Source organism: Paracoccus sp. SM22M-07 (assembly GCF_001887735.1).
Lineage (GTDB): Bacteria > Pseudomonadota > Alphaproteobacteria > Rhodobacterales > Rhodobacteraceae > Paracoccus.
In genome coordinates this window covers 436,947-454,402 of sequence record NZ_JPKW01000001.1, presented here as the reverse complement: position 1 = coordinate 454,402, position 17,456 = coordinate 436,947, and the positions used below count along the sequence as shown (strand labels likewise).

15 protein-coding genes are annotated in these 17,456 nt (G+C 63.7%); 8 read left to right on the top strand and 7 right to left on the bottom strand.

The genetic code is table 11. The features are described from left to right. The first annotated feature begins 1 nt into the window (after window position 1). From IE00_RS02310 to IE00_RS02290, 5 genes are all read left to right on the top strand, one after another. Window positions 2–736 (top strand): transporter substrate-binding domain-containing protein, encoded by a 735-nt coding sequence (locus tag IE00_RS02310; RefSeq protein WP_072295417.1) that lies wholly within the window; start codon window positions 2–4, stop codon window positions 734–736. Window positions 737–786: 50 nt separating this feature from the next. Continuing rightward, window positions 787–1,653, top strand: a complete 867-nt coding sequence (locus tag IE00_RS02305) for an ABC transporter permease (RefSeq protein WP_072295416.1) — start codon at window positions 787–789, stop codon at window positions 1,651–1,653. Further along, window positions 1,650–2,474 carry an ABC transporter permease gene (locus IE00_RS02300; RefSeq protein WP_072295415.1) on the top strand — a complete coding sequence of 275 codons (825 nt, stop codon included), beginning with the start codon at window positions 1,650–1,652 and terminating at the stop codon, window positions 2,472–2,474. Before IE00_RS02305 ends, IE00_RS02300 begins: the two co-directional genes overlap by 4 nt. A 5-nt stretch (window positions 2,475–2,479) precedes the next feature. Then, window positions 2,480–3,814, top strand: coding sequence for a glutamine synthetase family protein (locus tag IE00_RS02295; protein ID WP_072295414.1), 1,335 nt, complete (start codon window positions 2,480–2,482; stop codon window positions 3,812–3,814). A gap of 481 nt (window positions 3,815–4,295) precedes the next feature. After that, window positions 4,296–5,303: an NAD(P)-dependent alcohol dehydrogenase gene (locus IE00_RS02290; protein ID WP_072295413.1), complete on the top strand. Its 1,008-nt coding sequence runs from the start codon at window positions 4,296–4,298 to the stop codon at window positions 5,301–5,303. Between the two features lie 71 nt (window positions 5,304–5,374). Here the strand turns inward: IE00_RS02290 and IE00_RS02285 are convergent, their stop codons facing one another. Continuing rightward, the gene (locus IE00_RS02285) at window positions 5,375–6,670 is read right to left on the bottom strand and encodes a phosphotransferase family protein (RefSeq protein ID WP_139291280.1); all 1,296 of its coding nucleotides are present in this window, start codon (window positions 6,668–6,670) and stop codon (window positions 5,375–5,377) included. A 248-nt stretch (window positions 6,671–6,918) separates the two neighbouring features. On the opposite strand from IE00_RS02285, the gene IE00_RS02280 reads away from it, so the two are divergent. Together IE00_RS02280 and IE00_RS02275 are read left to right on the top strand one after the other, a co-directional pair. Beyond that, window positions 6,919–7,932: a purine nucleoside permease gene (locus IE00_RS02280; RefSeq protein ID WP_240493769.1), complete on the top strand. Its 1,014-nt coding sequence runs from the start codon at window positions 6,919–6,921 to the stop codon at window positions 7,930–7,932. 153 nt (window positions 7,933–8,085) lie between these two features. Then, on the top strand, window positions 8,086–8,667 hold the full coding sequence (locus IE00_RS02275) for a hemerythrin domain-containing protein (RefSeq protein ID WP_083553977.1): 582 nt from the start codon (window positions 8,086–8,088) through the stop codon (window positions 8,665–8,667). A gap of 76 nt (window positions 8,668–8,743) precedes the next feature. Here the strand turns inward: IE00_RS02275 and xrtE are convergent, their stop codons facing one another. The 3 genes from xrtE to IE00_RS02260 all read right to left on the bottom strand — a co-directional run bounded on the left by xrtE (window position 8,744) and on the right by IE00_RS02260 (window position 13,611). After that, window positions 8,744–10,366, bottom strand: coding sequence for an exosortase E/protease, VPEID-CTERM system (gene xrtE / locus IE00_RS02270; protein WP_072295410.1), 1,623 nt, complete (start codon window positions 10,364–10,366; stop codon window positions 8,744–8,746). Between the two features lie 85 nt (window positions 10,367–10,451). Then, window positions 10,452–10,664, bottom strand: a complete 213-nt coding sequence (locus IE00_RS02265) for a hypothetical protein (protein WP_072295409.1) — start codon at window positions 10,662–10,664, stop codon at window positions 10,452–10,454. Between the two features lie 136 nt (window positions 10,665–10,800). Further along, window positions 10,801–13,611: an SdrD B-like domain-containing protein gene (locus IE00_RS02260; protein WP_072295408.1), complete on the bottom strand. Its 2,811-nt coding sequence runs from the start codon at window positions 13,609–13,611 to the stop codon at window positions 10,801–10,803. Window positions 13,612–14,227: 616 nt separating this feature from the next. Here IE00_RS02260 and IE00_RS02255 point away from each other — a divergent pair. Further along, on the top strand, window positions 14,228–14,695 hold the full coding sequence (locus IE00_RS02255) for an N-acetyltransferase (RefSeq protein WP_072295407.1): 468 nt from the start codon (window positions 14,228–14,230) through the stop codon (window positions 14,693–14,695). Between the two features lie 28 nt (window positions 14,696–14,723). Here IE00_RS02255 and IE00_RS02250 read toward each other — a convergent pair whose 3' ends face one another. The 3 genes from IE00_RS02250 to IE00_RS02240 are packed head-to-tail and all read right to left on the bottom strand — an operon-like array spanning window position 14,724 to window position 17,455. Beyond that, a complete protein-coding gene (locus IE00_RS02250; protein ID WP_072295406.1) occupies window positions 14,724–15,779 on the bottom strand; it encodes an aldo/keto reductase in 1,056 nt (351 codons plus the stop codon). A 21-nt stretch (window positions 15,780–15,800) separates the two neighbouring features. Beyond that, window positions 15,801–16,442: a dihydroxyacetone kinase family protein gene (locus IE00_RS02245; protein WP_072295649.1), complete on the bottom strand. Its 642-nt coding sequence runs from the start codon at window positions 16,440–16,442 to the stop codon at window positions 15,801–15,803. A gap of 11 nt (window positions 16,443–16,453) precedes the next feature. After that, window positions 16,454–17,455, bottom strand: coding sequence for a dihydroxyacetone kinase subunit DhaK (locus IE00_RS02240; protein WP_072295405.1), 1,002 nt, complete (start codon window positions 17,453–17,455; stop codon window positions 16,454–16,456). Between the last annotated feature and the right edge of the window lies 1 nt (window position 17,456).

Sequence of the window (17,456 nt, the reverse complement as noted above, 5' to 3'; positions counted from 1 at the left end):
AATGAAATCCCTGATGATTGCCGCCGCCACGCTGGCCCTGACCGCCGGTCTGGCACAGGCTGAAACCATCCGCATGGGCACCGAAGGCGCCTATGCCCCCTATAACTTCATCGACGACGCGACCGGCGAAGTGACCGGCTTCGAGATCGAGCTGGGCAACGAGCTGTGCACCCGCGCCGAACTGGACTGCACCTGGGTCCGCAACGATTGGGATTCGATCATCCCGAACCTAGTGTCGTCGAACTATGACACGATCATGGCCGGCATGAACATCAACGAGGAGCGCAAGCAGGTCATCCAGTTCACTCAGGCCTATACCCCCGCGATGCCTTCGGCCTATGCGGCGCTATCGGCTGACGTGGACGTGGAAGGCGGCATCGTCGCCGCCCAGACCAGCACGATCCAGGCCGGGCATGTGGCCGAAACCGGCGCGACTTTGCTGGAATACCCCAACCCCGACCAGACCGTCGCCGCCGTCCGCAATGGCGAGGCTGACGCCGTCTTCGCCGACCGCGACTTCCTGGCCCCCATCGTCGAGGAATCCGGTGGAGAGCTGGTCTGGGTCGACGGCAAGGATGCCGTTCCCCTGGGCGAAGGCATCGGCATGGGCCTGCGCCAGTCCGACACCGAGCTGAAGGACAAGTTCGACGCCGCCATCACCGCGATGAAGGAAGACGGCAGCCTGAACGAACTGATCGTCAAGTGGTTCGGCGACGACGCCATGACCTTCGAGTGACATGACCCGCCGCCGCGGTCACGGGCCGCGGCGGCCATCCGGGATATCCGATGTTTTCCTATTGCACCGATCCGTCCGCCCTCGAGGGGCTTGCCTGGCTGTCATGTTACCTGACATCGGGCACGCATCTGCTGTTCTATGGCAGCTTTGGAACGGTGCTGCTGCTGCTGGCCATCACCGCGCCGGTGGCGTTGCTGTTCGGTTTCGGCGGGGCCATGGCCTCGCGGTCGCGGATCGCCCCGCTGCGCTGGTTCGGCAAGATCTATACCTCGATGGTGCGGGGCATTCCCGACATCCTGTTCTTCCTGTTCGTGCCGATCGCGCTGGACCAGGGCTTCGAATGGCTGCGCGCCAAGATGCTGTGCGAGGGTGACGAACCCATCCGCCAGGGCAATGATTTCGTCGTCTGCGCCGCCGCCAAGCTGCCGCTCAGCACCAGCCCCCCTTGGGTGCACGACACCTATGGCATCTTCCTGGCCGTCATCGCCTTTTCCGTGGTCTTCGGGGCCTTTGCCGCCAACGTGCTTTACGGCGCGATGCAGGCCGTCCCCCATGCCCAGCTGGAAACGGCCGAAGCCTATGGCATGACGCAGCGCCAGGTGACGCGCCGGGTGCTGATCCCGCAGATGTGGACCTATGCCCTGCCGGGGCTGTCGAACCTGTGGATGATCCTGATCAAGGCCACGCCGCTGCTGTTCCTTCTGGGGGTCGAGGACATCGTCTATTGGGCGCGTGAGCTGGGCGGGTCCAAGACCAGCGCCTTCAGCTATCCCCATCCCGACTGGCGGCTGTATTATTTCTTGGCGATCCTGGTCTTCTATCTGCTGATGACCTTCGTTTCCGAACGTGTGCTGGCGCGGGTCACGCGCCGCCTGTCGCGCGGACAGGCCACGATGGGCGCGGGGGGCATCGCATGAGCTGCGCGCAGACGATCACCGATTACGCGCTGCGTTCCATCGGCATGGGCGAACGCCTGCTGCCACGGGCCGATTACACGCTGTGCCAGCAATTCACGCTGATCGGGTCGGGGCTGATCTGGAACCTCTATTTCGCGTTCTTGGCGCTGGCTTTCGGTTTCGTGCTGGCCAACGGGCTGGCGGTCGCCAAGGCCAGCCGTCATGCCTGGGCGCGGGGGCCCGCCAACGCCTTCATCTTCGTCTTTCGCGGCAGCCCGCTGTTCATCCAGTTCTTCATCGCCTACGAGGCGCTGGTCCTGCTGCCCCGCGCGGGCGTCGAAATTTTCGGCATCACGGTCCAGACCAGCTGGATGACGCGGGCCTGGGCGGGGGGGCTGTTCGTCCTGATCCTGAACACCGCCGCCTATTCCGCCCAGATCTTCCACGGGGCGCTGATGTCGGTCCCCAAGGGCGATGTCGAGGCCGCCGATGCCTATGGCATGACCGGCTGGACACGGTTCCGGCGCATCATCTGGCCCACGATGATGCGGTTGGCCTGGCCCAGCTATACCAACGAGGCGATCTTCCTGTTCCATGCCACCACGCTGGTCTATTTCAGCGGCTTTCCGGCGTTCCAGCAGCGCGGCGACGCGCTCTATTACGCCAGCTATTTCGCCGACAAGACGTTCAACCCCTTCGTGGCCTATCCGATTGCGGCGGCTTATTTCGTCGCTGCCACCTTGGCTTTGATCTGGCTGTTTGGCAGGGTGAACAGGCGCCTGAACCGACACCTTCCGGGGCAGGTCCGGCGCGTCAAGTATCGCCCCCAGATAGTGAGATGACACAGATGGAATGGCTGCGCGAACACCCCGAAGTCAGGACGATCCGCGTCGCCGCCGCCGATCTGAACGGCGTGGCACGGGGCAAGCGGTTGCCCGCGAAATATGCCGCCAAGCTGATGGATGAGGGGACCAAGTTTCCCTATTCGGTGCTGAACCTGGATATCTGGGGCGAGGATGTCGAGGACAGCCCCCTGGTCTTCGAATCCGGCGACCCCGACGGGCTGCTGCTGCCGACCGAACGCGGCTTCGTCCCCATGCCCTGGCTGGAGGCTTCGCCCACCGCGCTGCTGCCCCTGTGGATGTTCCATCCCGATGGCCGGCCCTATGACGGCGATCCGCGTCAGGCGCTGGCCCGCGTGGTGGAGCGCTATGACGCGGCGGGGCTGGTGCCGGTCGTCGCGACCGAGCTGGAATTCTTTCTGATCGACGACAGCGGCCGTCAGCTGCGCGTGCCGCCCAGCCCGCGGTCCGGCAAGCGCCGCACCGGCGGCGAGGTTCTGTCGCTGCGCGCGCTGGACACCTTCGACCAGTTCTTCACCACGCTTTACGACGCGTGCGAATCGATGGACATCCCCGCCGATACCGCCATTTCCGAAGCCGGACCGGGCCAGTTCGAGATCAACCTGATGCATCAGGCCGATCCCCTGAAGGCCGCCGACGACACCTGGCTGTTCAAGACGCTGGTCAAGGGCGTCGCCCGCAATTACGGCTTTGCGGCCAGCTTCATGGCCAAACCCTATGAGCAGTTTTCCGGCAACGGGCTGCACATGCATTTCTCGATCCTGACCAAGGACGGACGCAACATCTTCGACAATGGCGGCGAGGAGGGGACCGAGGAACTGCGCCAGGCCGTCGCCGGCTGCCTGCGCGCCATGCCCGGATCGACCCTGCTGTTTGCGCCGCATGAAAACAGCTATGACCGGCTGGTCCCGAACGCCCATGCGCCGACCGGCATCGGTTGGGCCTATGAGAACCGCACGGCGGCGATCCGCATTCCGTCCTCGGGTCCCAAGGCGCGGCGGATCGAGCATCGCGTGGCGGGGGGCGACGTGAACCCCTATCTGACCGTGGCGGCCATCCTGGGTGCGGCGCTGAACGGCATCGAGGACAAGCTGGAGGCGCCCTCGCCCTTCAAGGGCAACGCCTATGACAAGAACCTGGCCCAGCTGCCCGGTGACTGGGGTGCCGCCATCGACGCTTTCGACAACTGCCCCGAGATCCGCCGCATCCTGCCCACACATCTGGTCGAGAACTACCTGATGACCAAGCGGCAGGAACTGCATTACATGGCCGAATTGTCGGACGAGGAGACGGTCGAACTGTATCTGGATACGGTCTGATACAGGGCCTCGGTCGCCCATCAAGCCGCCGTTCTTGTGGTGCCCTTCCATGAAAGGATGCCGTGGATATTCCAGTGACCGGATATGGTCGGAACGCGATGCGGACATCCGAACGTAAAGGCCAATGCTGATTTCGCGGGACGCCAACAATTTTGGATCGACCGCCTGCCATCGGCACGGCGCGCTGGACATGTTGCCTTTGGGGGGCTTCCCGGCACTGCCCGTGTGACTGTGAAGGTGGCGCCTGCACGAACGCCGTCCGCCAGCGGGGTCAGTGCAGGGTCCGTCCCGGCGCCTTGATCCGGCCACGGGTCGACCTTTTGAATCTGCCGCCGCCCGACAGGCGGGTTCGCGAAGGAACTGCCGAACAGACGGCAACGTTCGGTGCCAGAAGCAATTTCCGGGCGGGCATTGGTCTTCCCTTTGCCGGGGCCGACAATTGGCGACTGGATCAGGCACCATTCAATCAGCGGGACCTCCTATGAAAACCATCAGACTAGAGCAGCCCGGCGGGCTGGACCGACTGCGGCTTGTTGATCTTGAAGATCCCGGTCAGCCAAAGGCGGGACAAATTCGCGTCCGGATTCATGCCTCGTCCTTGAACTTCCATGACTATGGCATCGTTTCCGGGCGCATGCCGACCGAGGATGGGCGTGTGCCGATGTCCGACGGGGCAGGGGTTGTTGAAGCTGTCGGCGAAGGCGTCGAGGAGTTTCGCGCGGGCGATCACGTCGTCTCATGCTTCTTTCCGCAATGGTCCGATGGCCCGCCGCCTGTCGCTGATTTTTCGGGCACACCGGGGGACGGCACGGACGGCTATGCCTGCGAGGTCGTGGTTCGGGGCGCGAACTGGTTCACCAAGGCTCCGGCAGGTTACAGCCACGCCGAGGCCGCGACGCTGACCACCGCCGGGCTGACCGCATGGCGCGCGCTGGTCGTCGATGGCGCGCTGAAGGCAGGCGACACGGTGCTGACCCTTGGAACCGGCGGCGTGTCGATCTTTGCCGCCCAGATCGCGCTGGCCATGGGCGCCGAGGTCATCGCGACATCATCCTCGGATGAGAAGCTGGCTCGGTTGCGCGACATGGGCATCCGGCAGACCATCAACTACAAGACGGAAGGTGAATGGGGCGCCCGCGTGCAAGAGATGACCGGCGGTCGGGGTGTCGATCATGTGATCGAAGTCGGGGGGCCCGCGACCCTGCCGCAGTCGATCACGGCATGTCGGATCGGCGGGCATATTGCGCTGATCGGCGTGTTGACCGGCGCATCCGGAGAGGTGCCCACGGCAGCCTTGATGGCCAGGCAGCAGCGTCTGCAGGGTCTGATCGTGGGCAGCCGGTCCATGCAGAACGATTTCGTGCGGGCGCTGGAGGTCACGGGCATCCGACCGGTGATCGATAGTAGCTTCCCGCTGGACAAGATCGCCGATGCCTTCCGGCATGAGGAATCCGGCGCTCATTTCGGCAAGATCGCCCTGACGATGTAACGGTCGGCCGATGCCGGACCGCGCTGATCGACGCGAACGGGTCCAGAGCCACCAGCCGCAAGGGCTGGTGGTCACAGGGTCCTTGGCCAGATGAGGTCTTCGAGGTCCTGGAACCCCGTGACACGGGACTGCCAGTCGCTGATGGCGACGTGGCGCAGGTCGCTGGCCCGGTGCAGCATCATCAGCGTCGTCAGGCGTCGCCGCATGGCATGGTCGTAATCCGCCGCATGAACCCCATATCCGTCCGGGAAGGCCCGAAGTCTGTCCGGGACGCCCGCGCACATGAAGGTGCTGGGGCCCAGTAGGTCGTATTCACGCCAGCCTGTCATCACATCGCCGAAATCGGTGACGGCCGACAGTCGCCAGCCATCGGGCGTTTCGGTCAGAAGCAGGTTTTCGGGGATCCATTCCCCGGTCAGGATGACAGGCTGCACATCCGTAGGCAGCACCGAGGGCACCGCACTTATGAGCGCCGGCAGTTCGGCCAGAAGCGGTTCTGACAGTCCCTGACGTCTGTGGCGCTTTATGCAGCCTGCGGCTTGCTGCCGGATGAAATCCGGCCGGGCCGGCTGCATCGTCAGCAACTCTTTGGGATCGACGGCCTGGACCTCGGCAATCACGCGCCCGATATCGCCAAGAATGGAAATGCGGTCGCCTTCGGACAGCGCGGGCCAGACCTTCGACCCTACCGTGCCGGGCAGCTTGGTGATGATCAGCCATGACCATCCGCTGTCCTCTCCCTCTGCCAGAATCCGGGGGATGGGCAAGGACAAGCGGCCATCAAGCAGGCGCAGCGCGAATCGTTCGACCGCGTACTGCGCGGCGTAGATCGGCGGGAAGACCTTCAAGATGGCGTGGCCGTTCAAATCGACGACAAGGTTGGTGCCGGTCTCGAATGAACACGGCGACACGGCGTCGATATTTTCGCGTTCCGCAATCCGGATGACGGCGGGCAACCAGAGATGTGGGGCGGACCGCCACCGGATAAAGTCTTCTGCATCTGCGATGTCTGGCCACAGTGTCATGGTGCCCCCCTCTGCCATGCGAAACAAGAACCGGGATGTGGTAGGGGTGCAATAGCAGGTTTGTTGGGTGATTGGCGCTCGAGGCATCGTGCGACAATGGCGGCCGGGCCAAGCAGACAGAACCATATCGCCCAGATCGGAACCCGGGGCCATGGTCGGCTGCCCTTTGTTGTTCGCTCTGACCTGACCGACCTGAACCCGTTGAGCCAGAGCCGAGATGGTCAAGCCCGACCCGATCACGCCCGAAAATCGTGCTCCGGGGCTGATGCGCGGCCTGATCGTGGTTGCGTCCAAACAACCGCGGGCGGCAATGACTTCGCGGCAGCCTGACGGCGCATCCATGCCTTCCGGCCGAACCGACAACGTGGCATCTGCCGTCGGCACCAACAGACCCGTGCGCGATTCTTTTCCACATGTCACAGGCAGCGTATCGGCGCCGTGGCTGACTGAAAGCGGACAATCTGCCCGTGATTGCGGCAGGGGCGGGTGACGATTGTTCCGATTTGCCCTATCATGTCGGTCGCTCTTGCAGCCAGCCGCCGTCACTGGTTTCGGTGCGTCCACAAGCTGACGGAAACAGGAGACACACCGTGCATATTGCGATCAACCGTCCACTCGCCGCTTCGGCATTTGCTCTGGCCTTGGCAGGAGCGGCTTCGGCCGAGCCGATCCACGTCAAGGTCTTCGTGGGCTCGATGTTCGAGATCGGCGAGAATACCGGGGATCGTGCGGGCGAATATCAGCATTGGTATGAACGCTACTGGCAGGATGCCCAGGCAAATGACGTGCCCGGCGCCATCGCGCCGGTGCATTGCAACGATGACGGGGTCTGCGGGGCCGTTCTGGGCATGGGCAAGGTCAACGCATCCGCGTCGATGCAGGCGATTCTGCTGAACCCTGATTACGATTTCTCTCAGGCCTATTATCTGATCACCGGGGTTGCGGGAACGCCGCCCTCCAAGGGAACCATCGGCGATGTGGTCTGGGGCAGCTGGCTGATCGACTATGACCTTGGCCATCGTTGGGCGCCCGAGGAGGGCGAACCGGGTGCGCCGGTCTTCATGCCGCGCAAGGGTTACGAAGATTATCGCGTGCACCAGCTGAACCCCGATCTGGTCGCTTGGGGTGTGGACCTGTCATCGGATGTCGAACTGAAGGATTCCGAAGAAGCCAGAACCTATCGCTTGCGCTATCCCGATGATGCCGCACAGGCCGCGCCTTCCGTAAAGGTCGGCACGCACATGACCGGCGACACCTTCTTCCACGGCCCGGGCTTGTCGGCCGAGGCGCAATACATGACCGAGATCTATGGGGCCGACGACTATCTGGTCACGGAAATGGAAGACAACGCGATCGCACAGGTCATCAATCGCCTGCACGGAACGGACCGGATCGCGGCCATCCGGGGGGCCGTGAATTTCGACCAAGGCAATCCGGATGAAAAGACCTTGGAGCATCTGGACCCTGCACCCGGAGAAACGGCTGGCGGCTTTGCCGAAACCGTCGAGAACATCGCCCTGGTGGGTGCGCCTCTGGTCGATCATATCGTCGGCAACTGGGACATGTGGAAAGACGGCGTGCCTGCTGGCCCGGAAGACAACTGACGCGCGGGATGTGGTGATTTCGGCATGCACCCGGCGGGGTGCGTGCCGTCCAATGGTCACGGAGCCTGAGATGGCCCTGCGCGACGCGGCGAAAGCGTCAGGAGGCGATGTCGTGTTCTTGACTTCACATCGGCAAAGCTATTCCTGTCGGGCATGCGTGATCTTTCAACCCAACCTCTGGACGACCTCAGCCTTGATGAGGCTGCTCGACCGAAAGCCCCGCCCGTGCCCAAGGCAACTGACAGGCATCGGCGTCAGGGACGGCAGCTGGCGGCCATCCACCGTCATTATCTGTCGGAAATGGCACAGATCGGTGCGGTTCTGGTGCGGATCGAAGCGCGGGAAGCCTCGCCCAAGCACCTCAAGCAGATCGTGCTTTCCCTCGATATGGCCGAGAATTTCCGGGCGTTCGGATCATTGTGCGGGCGCGAGTGCCAAGTGCTGAAGTTTCATCACGACATCGAGGGCGCCGACATGTTCCCGAGGGTCGAGGCAGCGGGCGGCGGAATGTTCCGCGAGGTCGTGGCAAAGCTGAAGGCCGAGCATGAAGTGGTGCATGAACTGATCATCCGCCTTGATCGGGCGGCGGACGTATTGGCCGAAGATCCCAGTGATGAGAACTTCGTTCAGGCCGCCACGATATTCCGCAAGTTGGAAGAGGTCGTGCGCTCTCATTTCGGCTATGAGGAAACGGAATTGGCGGAAGCGATCGGCTATTACCTCGGGGCGATCTGACGGGCGTGCCGCGCACATTCCGACTGTTGCGCAGGCGCACGCGACCCTGTTCGTCCGGGTATCTGCGCCCCGTCGCCTAGATGATGGCAAGATTGCCCGTCATGGTGGCGACGGCAAAGACCACCAGGTTGGCGGCGGCATGGGCTGCGATGGCGTCCGAGATGCGACCGCTGCGCCGCGCAACTGCGGAAAAGACCAGTCCAGCGACAAAGGCCTCGGCCCAACGGTCATGAAGCGCCGCAAAAAGGCCGGCGGTGATCACTGCGGCCAGAAGCACGCGGGGCCAAGGGGCAGGCCGGTCCAGATCCGTGCCGCGCAGGCGCTGTTCCAGGTAATCCCGGAAGAACAGTTCTTCGACCAGGGGGACCAGCAGCACCGTCCCGATGCCGCGAAAGACGAACCACAGGACCACCATTCCGCCTGACAGCGTGCCATAGGGCAGCGGCCCGTCCGATGGGGCCACCGGGATCAGCACCCACATCAGCCCCACCAGTCCGCCCGCCAGCCAGGACAAGGGCGAAACCCGCCAGACGATGCCCTGCAGGACAGGCCAGACCAGCGCCACTGTTGCGGCCACCAGGATCACCCGGATGGGATAGAACATCGCCGGGGTTGTGCTGATGGCGGGCACGGCCACGGCGGTCAGCATGAAGACGGCAAAGGGCAGGATGCGCGCGGCCACCGGATCGCGCCAGAGCGGCGGCAGGCTTGTCGCGGGTGCCGCCTGAATGATCGCTGCGCGATGCAGGGCCGGAACGCGACGGGCGATCAGGATGATGCCCAAGGCCACGATGGTGAACATCATCCAACCCGCGTGGCTGTGAAACCCGCCGACAGCCAGTTCGGGCTGGCCGTTCAGGCCGATCAGCAGCAGCACCGCGATGCGCACCGCGTTCAGGACCATGCTGGCCGCGATGCCGACCGGGAACAGCAGAAAGGCGCGCGGAAAGCGCAGTTCGGACCGGAACAGCCACAGATAGAGGCTGACGAAGATCATGACCAGCGCGATCCCCTCGATCCCCGAACAGGCCGGGGCGATCGAGAGGATGAAGTCGCCTTCACCGATATGCTTGCGGACAGGGTCGATATAGAGGTCGTAGCCCAGAGGCTCGATCAACCGGGTGACGACGCGGAAGGTGACGTCCGAGATCGTCTCGATCTGCCAGATGGGCTGCAGGCGGACGGCCAGGGCCGGGGCCATGCCGCTGGCGAACAGCACCACCCCCAGGGGCAGGCCGGCCTGCGCCAGAAAGCCGCGCCACCGTTCCCAAGGTGCCAGCCAGCCGAAAAGCCCCGCCAGGATCAGCCCCATTCCCGCAATCCACAGGGCGAAGGCGGGAAGGATCATCGCGGTTCCGCTTGCTCCGTTCAGCATCAGGACGGGGATCATGGCAAGGATGAAACCGGCAAGGTTCAGCAGCAGGGGGCGCGTGTCATGGCCCGCATCCGACAGCAGTTCACGAAACAGGGTTGGACGCAGCATCGCGAACAGCCCGACGGCGGCAATCATGCAATAGAGCGCCGCAAGGCTTTTGCTGGCGGTGCCGCAGGCCAGGATGCCCCAGTTCGCCCGGCAATCGAAGTCGATGACATGCTTGAAGATCATCCCGATGACCAGGAACTGCGCCGCCAGCAGCCCTGCCGCCAAGGCGCAGGGGGCAACGCGCAGGCGAAGCGGGGGGGCGGGCATGTCGCTCATCAAGGGCCTTTGAAGACAAGGTGATGATCAGAGAGCAGGCCCGCCAAAGGGCAGGCCTGTCAAGTTTCGGACCTTTAAAAAGGTATCAGTAGGCGCGGCGGCGACGTTCCCAGGTCAGCAGCACGATGGCGGCCAGCGCGGCCAGGGCAGCGGTGCCTTCCAGGGCGCTGATTTCCGGAACCGGGGTGACGGTGGGCTGGCACACGGCCGGGTTCATCTCGCAGGTCGACGCGAACACCGCCGAATTGAAGAACACCGTGGCAGAGCCGGCCAGAGCGGAGAGGGACAGAAATTTCATGATGATTAATCCTTACAGAAGGCAAAGGTCCAAGACTTTGCCATGATGGTGTCGCTCGGCAAGACGAGCGGTTCCGGATCTTGGACCTTCCGGAACATCGGGATGAGGCCGGACCCGGGGGACCGGCCTCGAAGGATCAGACGAAGCAGAAGCAATCCTGCTCAAGTGCATCCCATTCGACGCCGATGATGATGGGCTGCTTGTTTCCTGCCGCGATGGCGTCGCTGGTGGGGTCGAGGATGATCGACACGATATCCCCGTCACCGGCGGCAAAGCCTTCGCCATTGGCCAGCGCCAGGTCATAGATCTCCTGGGCATTGGCCTTGGTCCCGAAGGCCGGGATGGCTTCGTTCACAAACAGGAAGTTGTCGGTCAGGCCCCAGATCGCGCCCTGGATTTCCGCCTCGGTATAGGTGGTTCCGTTTCCGTCGCCATTGTCCAGCGCGCTGAAGTCCTGGTTCAGGATCCAGTTGACCATATCCAGGTTTCCGGGATTCTTGATCGAGCCGGGAGCCGTCAGTTCGGTTCCCAGATGGAAGGTCACGGGAACATCGACGCCGGTCTTGATGGGCAGCCCCGCGTTGCCGCAGAAGGCGACATCGAAGCTTTGGCCGTCAAAGCGGTCATCGCCGGTGCCCGAAAGAACCGTCTGATACAGGCCGGCGCCAACCAGATCGAGCGAGAGAACCATGTTGCCGCTGGTGGGCAGGCTGTCCTTGATCGTCTCCAAGGTGTTCTTGGCGCCGCAGAAGGTCAGGTCGACATTGGCGGTGTCGAAACCGCCCGCGCCATCGGCGATCTGATAGCTGATGCTGATCGTGGCCTTCTGGCCCAGGATCAGGTCGGCATAGGCGGCCGATCCGTCGAAGACCAGCTTGCCGTCGACCAGGGCGATGGTGACTCCGTCGACATCGACCGATCCGCCCTCGGCGATGTCCTGGCCCGCGACCTGGGTGATGGTCAGCGCATCGCCGTCAAGATCCGAGTCATTGGCCAGCACGTCCACCGTCACCGCATCATCGGCGCAGGTCTTGGCGGCATCATCCATTGCCTCGGGGGCGCGGTTTTCGATCACCAGGCCCGCATCGACATCCAGGTTGGTCTGCCCGATGCCCAAGGTGATCGGCCCGGTCAGGCCGGTCACCGGATCGGCATCGCTGTCCAGGGCCTCGTCGCCGCCCTGGTTGGCGGCGGTCAGGTCAAAGCCCGCTTTTTCGGTGAAGCCGACGGTATAGGTGCCCGCCTTCAGCCCGGTGAACAGGTAGTTGCCAGCGGCATCGGTGGTGGTCGTGGCGATGGCGGTGCCGCCCAGGAACAGCGTCACCGTGACATTCTGGACACCGGATTCCGACCCGTTCTGGATGCCGTTCTTGTCCGTATCCAGGAAGACCAGGTTTCCAAGGCTTGCCGTGCCGGGATCCGTCAGACCTGCATCGACATCCTTGGTCACCTCGCCGGCGACGACGGTCGCGCTGTCGGTGACGCCCGTGCCGGTATCGGCGTCGCTGTCGATCCGATCGTCGGCGCCGACATTCTGGTCGGTCAGCACGCGGCCTTCGACGGCTGTCGGGAAGATCACGCGATAGTCGCCCGGCTGCAGGCCGTCGAAGCGATAGCCGCCATCATCGCCGGTGGTCGTGGTGGCGACGACATTGCCTGCGCTGTCCAGCAGCTGGACGGACACGCCCGCCACGCCCGGCTCGACATCGTCCAGGCCGTTGGCGTCGGCGTCGACGAACAGGCGACCTTCCAGCGCGCCGGGTTCGATCGCGGGATCGGCGGGGCACAGCTTGATGTTGTCGATGATCGCGTATTCGCAGCCGTTGCCCGCACCTTTCAGGGTGATGACATCGCCCTTGGCCAGATCAAGGCCTTCCAGCGTGACCTCGGACCATTTGTTGGTTTCGGCGTTCAGGCGGGCCGCGCCGACCTCGTGGCCGTTCACCAGGATCTTGATATAACCGTCGCCCCTGGCGGCATCCCAGAAGCGCAGCGTCAGGTCGTATTCGCCCGAGGCGCCGTCAAAGACCTGCGCGGCACTGCCGTGATAGCCGGTCAGCGCGATATATTCCCCGCCCGACGCGCTGGAGGCGCATTTGACCGTATAGCAGGACAGCTTCATCTCTTCGGCTTCATAGACGACGCATTTCGGGGTCTCGTCCACGTCCTTGACGCAGACCGACAGTTCGGCATGGGTCACGCCGCCCTTGCCGTCGTCGACCGCGACGATGACCTTGTAGAGGTTGTCGCCATCCTTCGATCCGGGCGCCTCGAAATCGGGGGCGGCCTTGAAGCTGAGAACGCCCGTATTGGCGTCGATCTCGAAAAGGGCCGCATCCTCGCCGCCCGCCAGCGAAAAGCTCAGCGGGTCGCAATCGGCGTCCTTGGCGTTCAGGTCGATGACCAGCTTGGTGTTTTCGTCGACGCAGAAGATGCCGTTGGCGGGCACGTTGGTAAAGGTCGGGGGCGTATTGGGCGGGGCTGCCTTGCCTGCGCCAAGGCAGGAGTAATCGATCCACGATCCGGCGACGTTGCAGGTGTTGACGACCGACAGTTCGACCCCGGCGGCGGGCTGTGCACCATAGAAGGTGAAATAGCCGTTTCCGGCACCGGCGGAATCATGACCTTCGACCTTGATCTCGATCATGTAATAGGTCTTGCCGTCCGAACCGTGCAGCACGTGGTACTGCTCGGCGAACATCTTGCAGCCGACGGCCTTGTTGTCGATATAGGCATCCTGGCCCGAGCGGTCCTGGGATTTGTCGTACCAGTCGTACCAGCTGTCGCCCGACAGCGTGCTGTCATTGTCGAAGGTCGACATCGTGACCGTCGCGTGTTGCATGACGAAGGAATCGCCCATGCCGAAGTCATGGCCGTTCTTGCCATTGGCCAGAAGGTCGGCTTCGGTGAACGCGGTCCACGCGAAGTTCTTGTAGTAATATGTCATGATCGTCGTCCCAAAAACGCCCCGTAGGCAAACCGCAAACTGAACCGAGATGCTGTCCGGGCCGTGATCGCCCGGCAGTCCCGCGGCCGGTCACCAGGCCTGGGGGGCTGTGACCGACGCTGTTCTGACGTCAAGCAGATACCGCTAAATTTTTATTTGTCCACGTTTAATATTTTAATTTCTGTATTCCTTTCAAAGACCTATCCAAAAAGTCAGGTCTTTTGTGCAAGGTTCAGCTTTTAAGATTTTCGTCTGCTGATTTGGCAATCTGAGGTTGTTCCAGGACAAGCGGGGATTGCACGACGTGCAGGTCCTTTCTTCTGCTGGTGATTGCGTCAGCCGTCTCGAAGGCGCTTGTCACGCGACAGGGGCAGCCCCCGCCATCCGGTCAAGGGGCGCGGCGCGCATCGGTTTCGATGCTGATCTGTCGCAAGGGCAGGGATGCAGGCCGGGATTTCCGGTCGAAACCGACCGATTACGCGCCCGGATCACCGCGACGCAGGCCTGGTGCCGATCCCCCGCGGGGTTGACCGGAACCCTTCATCCATGGCAGGCGCGCGGCTTTCATCATGCAGCCCGGTGCGGCGATGCCGGGCCCAGACCAAAGGAAGGACCCATGGCACTGAACCTGCATCGCAATCGCGACTGCGATCTGGCACCCTTGGCGAAGATGCTGCCGGATGCGGACATACCCCTGATCAATCCCAATGCGAAAGTGCCCTTCGATGAGATGGAATGGCACCGCAAGTGGCTGGGGGACCGAGAGGATGTCTCGTTCTACCTTCAGGACGCATTGGGACGGGATGTGGGGTTCTTTGCCCTGCGCGAGGGCATCGGACCGGAAGTCCGTCACCTGACCTATGTCTATCTGGCCCAGGAGGCACGCGGCGGGGCGGCCGCCGAGCTGACCGGGCATATCGAACAGGCGGCGCGGGACCTGGGCGCATTGACGCTGACCCTGAAGGTGGAGGTCGACAACGCCCCGGCCTTCAACGCTTATTATTCGGCTGGCTACGAAGAACTGTCCCGTCGCCACGGCATGGCCACGATGCGGCTGGATCTGGAAGGGCGCATTGCGGCCTGATCCCTGTTCCGCATCGTGGGTGGCAGTGTCACGAGGTTCCGGGATCGACGGCAAAGGCCCTGTCGGCAGCCCCGAAGCGTGGCGCGGCGAATTGCGATTGGTGCCAATGCGGATAGATCTGCGGCGGCTGGCTGACGTCATCCAGGCGCCGAAGATCCTCGGGCGTCAGGGTCAGGTCCAGCGCCCGGAAGTTCGCGTCGAACTGCCCGGTCGACGTGCCGCCGACGATCAGCGATGCCACCGCCGGTCGCGTCAGCGTCCAGGCCAGGGCCACCTGCGCCGCCTGAACGTCATGCGCGGCGGCGATGTCGTTCAACACGTCGACGATGCGCCACAGGCGGTCCTGATCGCGGATGGGCGGTTCGGACCAGCCCCGGTCCTGGCGGCTGCCCGGGGCGACAGGCTGCTGGCGCGTGTGCTTGCCGCTGAGAAGGCCCGCCGCCAGCGGGCTCCAGACGGTGACGCCGATGCCTTGGTCCACCGACAGCGGCAGAAGCTCGTATTCCGCCTCGCGCGCCTCCAGGGTATAGTGGATCTGCTGGGTGACGAAGCGCTGGAAATGACCGCGGTCGCTGGCCATCAGCGATTTCATGATCTGCCAGCCGGTATAGTTGGAACAGCCCGCATAGCGGATCTTGCCCTGCCGGACCAAGGTGTCCAGCGCCTCCATCGTCTCCTCGACCGGGGTCTGCCCGTCCCATTCGTGGATGTGATAGATGTCGATATGGTCGCGCCGCAGCCGCTTCAGCGACTGTTCGCATTCCCGGATCAGGTGCCAGCGGCTGGCGCCTTCGTCATTCGGGCCGTCGCCGATCCGCATTCTGGCCTTGGACGAGATCAGGATGTCCGGGCTGCGGTCCGCCATGACCTCGCCCACGATCTCCTCGGACAGGCCTGTCGAATACATGTTCGCGGTGTCGATCAGGTTCACGCCGTTCGCGATGCAGCAATCGATCAGACGCGCGGCCTCGGGCACGCCCTGGCTGGCGATGGCGGCGAAGGGTCCGCGGCCTCCGAACGAAAACGTGCCCATCGCCAGGGCCGAAACCTTCAGCCCGCTGCGTCCCAGGGTTCTGTATTCCATTCTGCTCTCCTTTGGTCGGGATCAGGATTTGCCCTGCGCGAATTCGGCAAAGGTCTGGATCAGGATGACCGCGACGGTGCTGCCGGCATCCTGGATGCCGCGGGTCTTTTCCTGGAATGCCGCCGCCTTGCCGTGCTGTGCGACCAGATCCTTGGTCTCCTCCAGCGCGGTCACGGCCCGGGCATGCGCCGCGTCCAGGGCCGTGGTCAGGTCCGCGCCCGCATCGGCCTGGGCGTTCATGGTTTCGGCAATCGGGTGCAGCACATCCAGGACGGTCTTGTCACCGACCTGCGCGCGGCCGCGCTGTGCGACCCCGTCGCGGAAGGCCACCCAGAACTGCGCCATCTGCGCCGTGCCCAGTGCATCGCAATCCTTGGCCGCAGCCGACCCGCGCAGGAACCCCGTCGCCATCAGCGTCCCCATGGTCGAGGGGGCGGCGCGGGCGATGGCGGCCCCTGCCGTCTTGAGCTGCGCGTCGATCGGGGCATCGCCCAATTCGGCCATCGCCTTGTCGGCGGCGGCAAAGCCCTTGGCCATGGTCAGGCCCAGATCGCTGTCGCCGACCTGGCCATCCAGCGTGATCAGCGCCTCCTTCTGGTCGGCAAAGACCTCGGACAGGCGCGTAAACAGGCGCGGAATGTCCTGCGATGTGATCTTTTCCATCATGTCCTCCCTCAGCGCGCGATATGCTTGAAGAACGGCGTGTTCGCATCCATGGCGATCAGCGGTTCCAATTCGTCATCCAGCTGCAGGACCGAGATGGAGGCACCGGCCATTTCCATCGACGTCGCGAATTCGCCGATGAAGACGTGCTTGATGCGGGCGCCGGCCTGTTCCAGCACCTGTGCGGTACGGCGATAGATGACGTACAGCTCCTCTAGCGGGGTGGCCCCCAGGCCGTTGATCAGCACGGCGACGTCGCCGTCGGTGTCATAGGTCTGTTCGGCCAGAATGCGCGCCATCATCTCGTCGACCATCGGGTCGGCGGGGGACAGTTTTTTGCGGGTGATGCCGGGTTCGCCATGGATGCCCATGCCGATCTCCATCTCGTCCTCGCCGATCTGGAAGCTGGGCCGACCCACCTCGGGGACGATGCAGGGCGACAGCGCCACGCCGATGGTGCGGGTGCGGTCGCTGGCCTTCTGGGTCAGGCGGGCCACCTCGGCCAGGGGGTGCATGGCGGCGGCGGCGGCCCCGGCAGCCTTGTAGGCGAAGAAGATCCCGGCCACGCCGCGACGCTTGTGTTCCTCTCCGACGACCGAGGAGGCGACGTCGTCGCGGCCCAGCACGGTCATGGTCTGGATGTCTTCCAGACCGGCCAGCTCTCCGGCCATGTCGAAATTCATCAGGTCGCCGGTATAGTTCCCATAGAGATAGAGCACGCCTGCCCCCTGATCGACATGGCGGGTCACCTCCAGCACCTGTTCGGATGACGGCGACTGAAACACCCCGCCCACGCCCGCGCCGTCCAGCATGTTGTGGCCCACAAAGCCCAGGAACAGCGGCAGGTGCCCCGAACCGCCGCCCGTCACCAGCCCGACCTTGCCGGGAACCGGTTCGCTGCGGACAAAGCAGCGCAGGTCGTCGCCGACATGCGTCACTTCGGGATGGGCCAGATAGATGCCCTCCAGCATCTCGTCGACGAAATGCTCGGGGTCGTTGATGAACTTCTTCATT

Bases quoted from the DNA above. Each gene is read 5' to 3' on its own strand.
- IE00_RS02310 (WP_072295417.1), top strand. From the start codon at position 2: ATGAAATCCCTGATGATTGCCGCCGCCACGCTGGCCCTGACCGCCGGT.
- IE00_RS02305 (WP_072295416.1), top strand. From the start codon at position 787: ATGTTTTCCTATTGCACCGATCCGTCCGCCCTCGAGGGGCTTGCCTGG.
- IE00_RS02300 (WP_072295415.1), top strand. From the start codon at position 1,650: ATGAGCTGCGCGCAGACGATCACCGATTACGCGCTGCGTTCCATCGGC.
- IE00_RS02295 (WP_072295414.1), top strand. From the start codon at position 2,480: ATGGAATGGCTGCGCGAACACCCCGAAGTCAGGACGATCCGCGTCGCC.
- IE00_RS02290 (WP_072295413.1), top strand. From the start codon at position 4,296: ATGAAAACCATCAGACTAGAGCAGCCCGGCGGGCTGGACCGACTGCGG.
- IE00_RS02285 (WP_139291280.1), bottom strand. From the start codon at position 6,670: ATGGATGCGCCGTCAGGCTGCCGCGAAGTCATTGCCGCCCGCGGTTGT.
- IE00_RS02275 (WP_083553977.1), top strand. From the start codon at position 8,086: ATGCGTGATCTTTCAACCCAACCTCTGGACGACCTCAGCCTTGATGAG.
- xrtE (WP_072295410.1), bottom strand. From the start codon at position 10,366: ATGAGCGACATGCCCGCCCCCCCGCTTCGCCTGCGCGTTGCCCCCTGC.
- IE00_RS02265 (WP_072295409.1), bottom strand. From the start codon at position 10,664: ATGAAATTTCTGTCCCTCTCCGCTCTGGCCGGCTCTGCCACGGTGTTC.
- IE00_RS02260 (WP_072295408.1), bottom strand. From the start codon at position 13,611: ATGACATATTACTACAAGAACTTCGCGTGGACCGCGTTCACCGAAGCC.
- IE00_RS02255 (WP_072295407.1), top strand. From the start codon at position 14,228: ATGGCACTGAACCTGCATCGCAATCGCGACTGCGATCTGGCACCCTTG.
- IE00_RS02250 (WP_072295406.1), bottom strand. From the start codon at position 15,779: ATGGAATACAGAACCCTGGGACGCAGCGGGCTGAAGGTTTCGGCCCTG.
- IE00_RS02245 (WP_072295649.1), bottom strand. From the start codon at position 16,442: ATGGAAAAGATCACATCGCAGGACATTCCGCGCCTGTTTACGCGCCTG.
- IE00_RS02240 (WP_072295405.1), bottom strand. From the start codon at position 17,455: ATGAAGAAGTTCATCAACGACCCCGAGCATTTCGTCGACGAGATGCTG.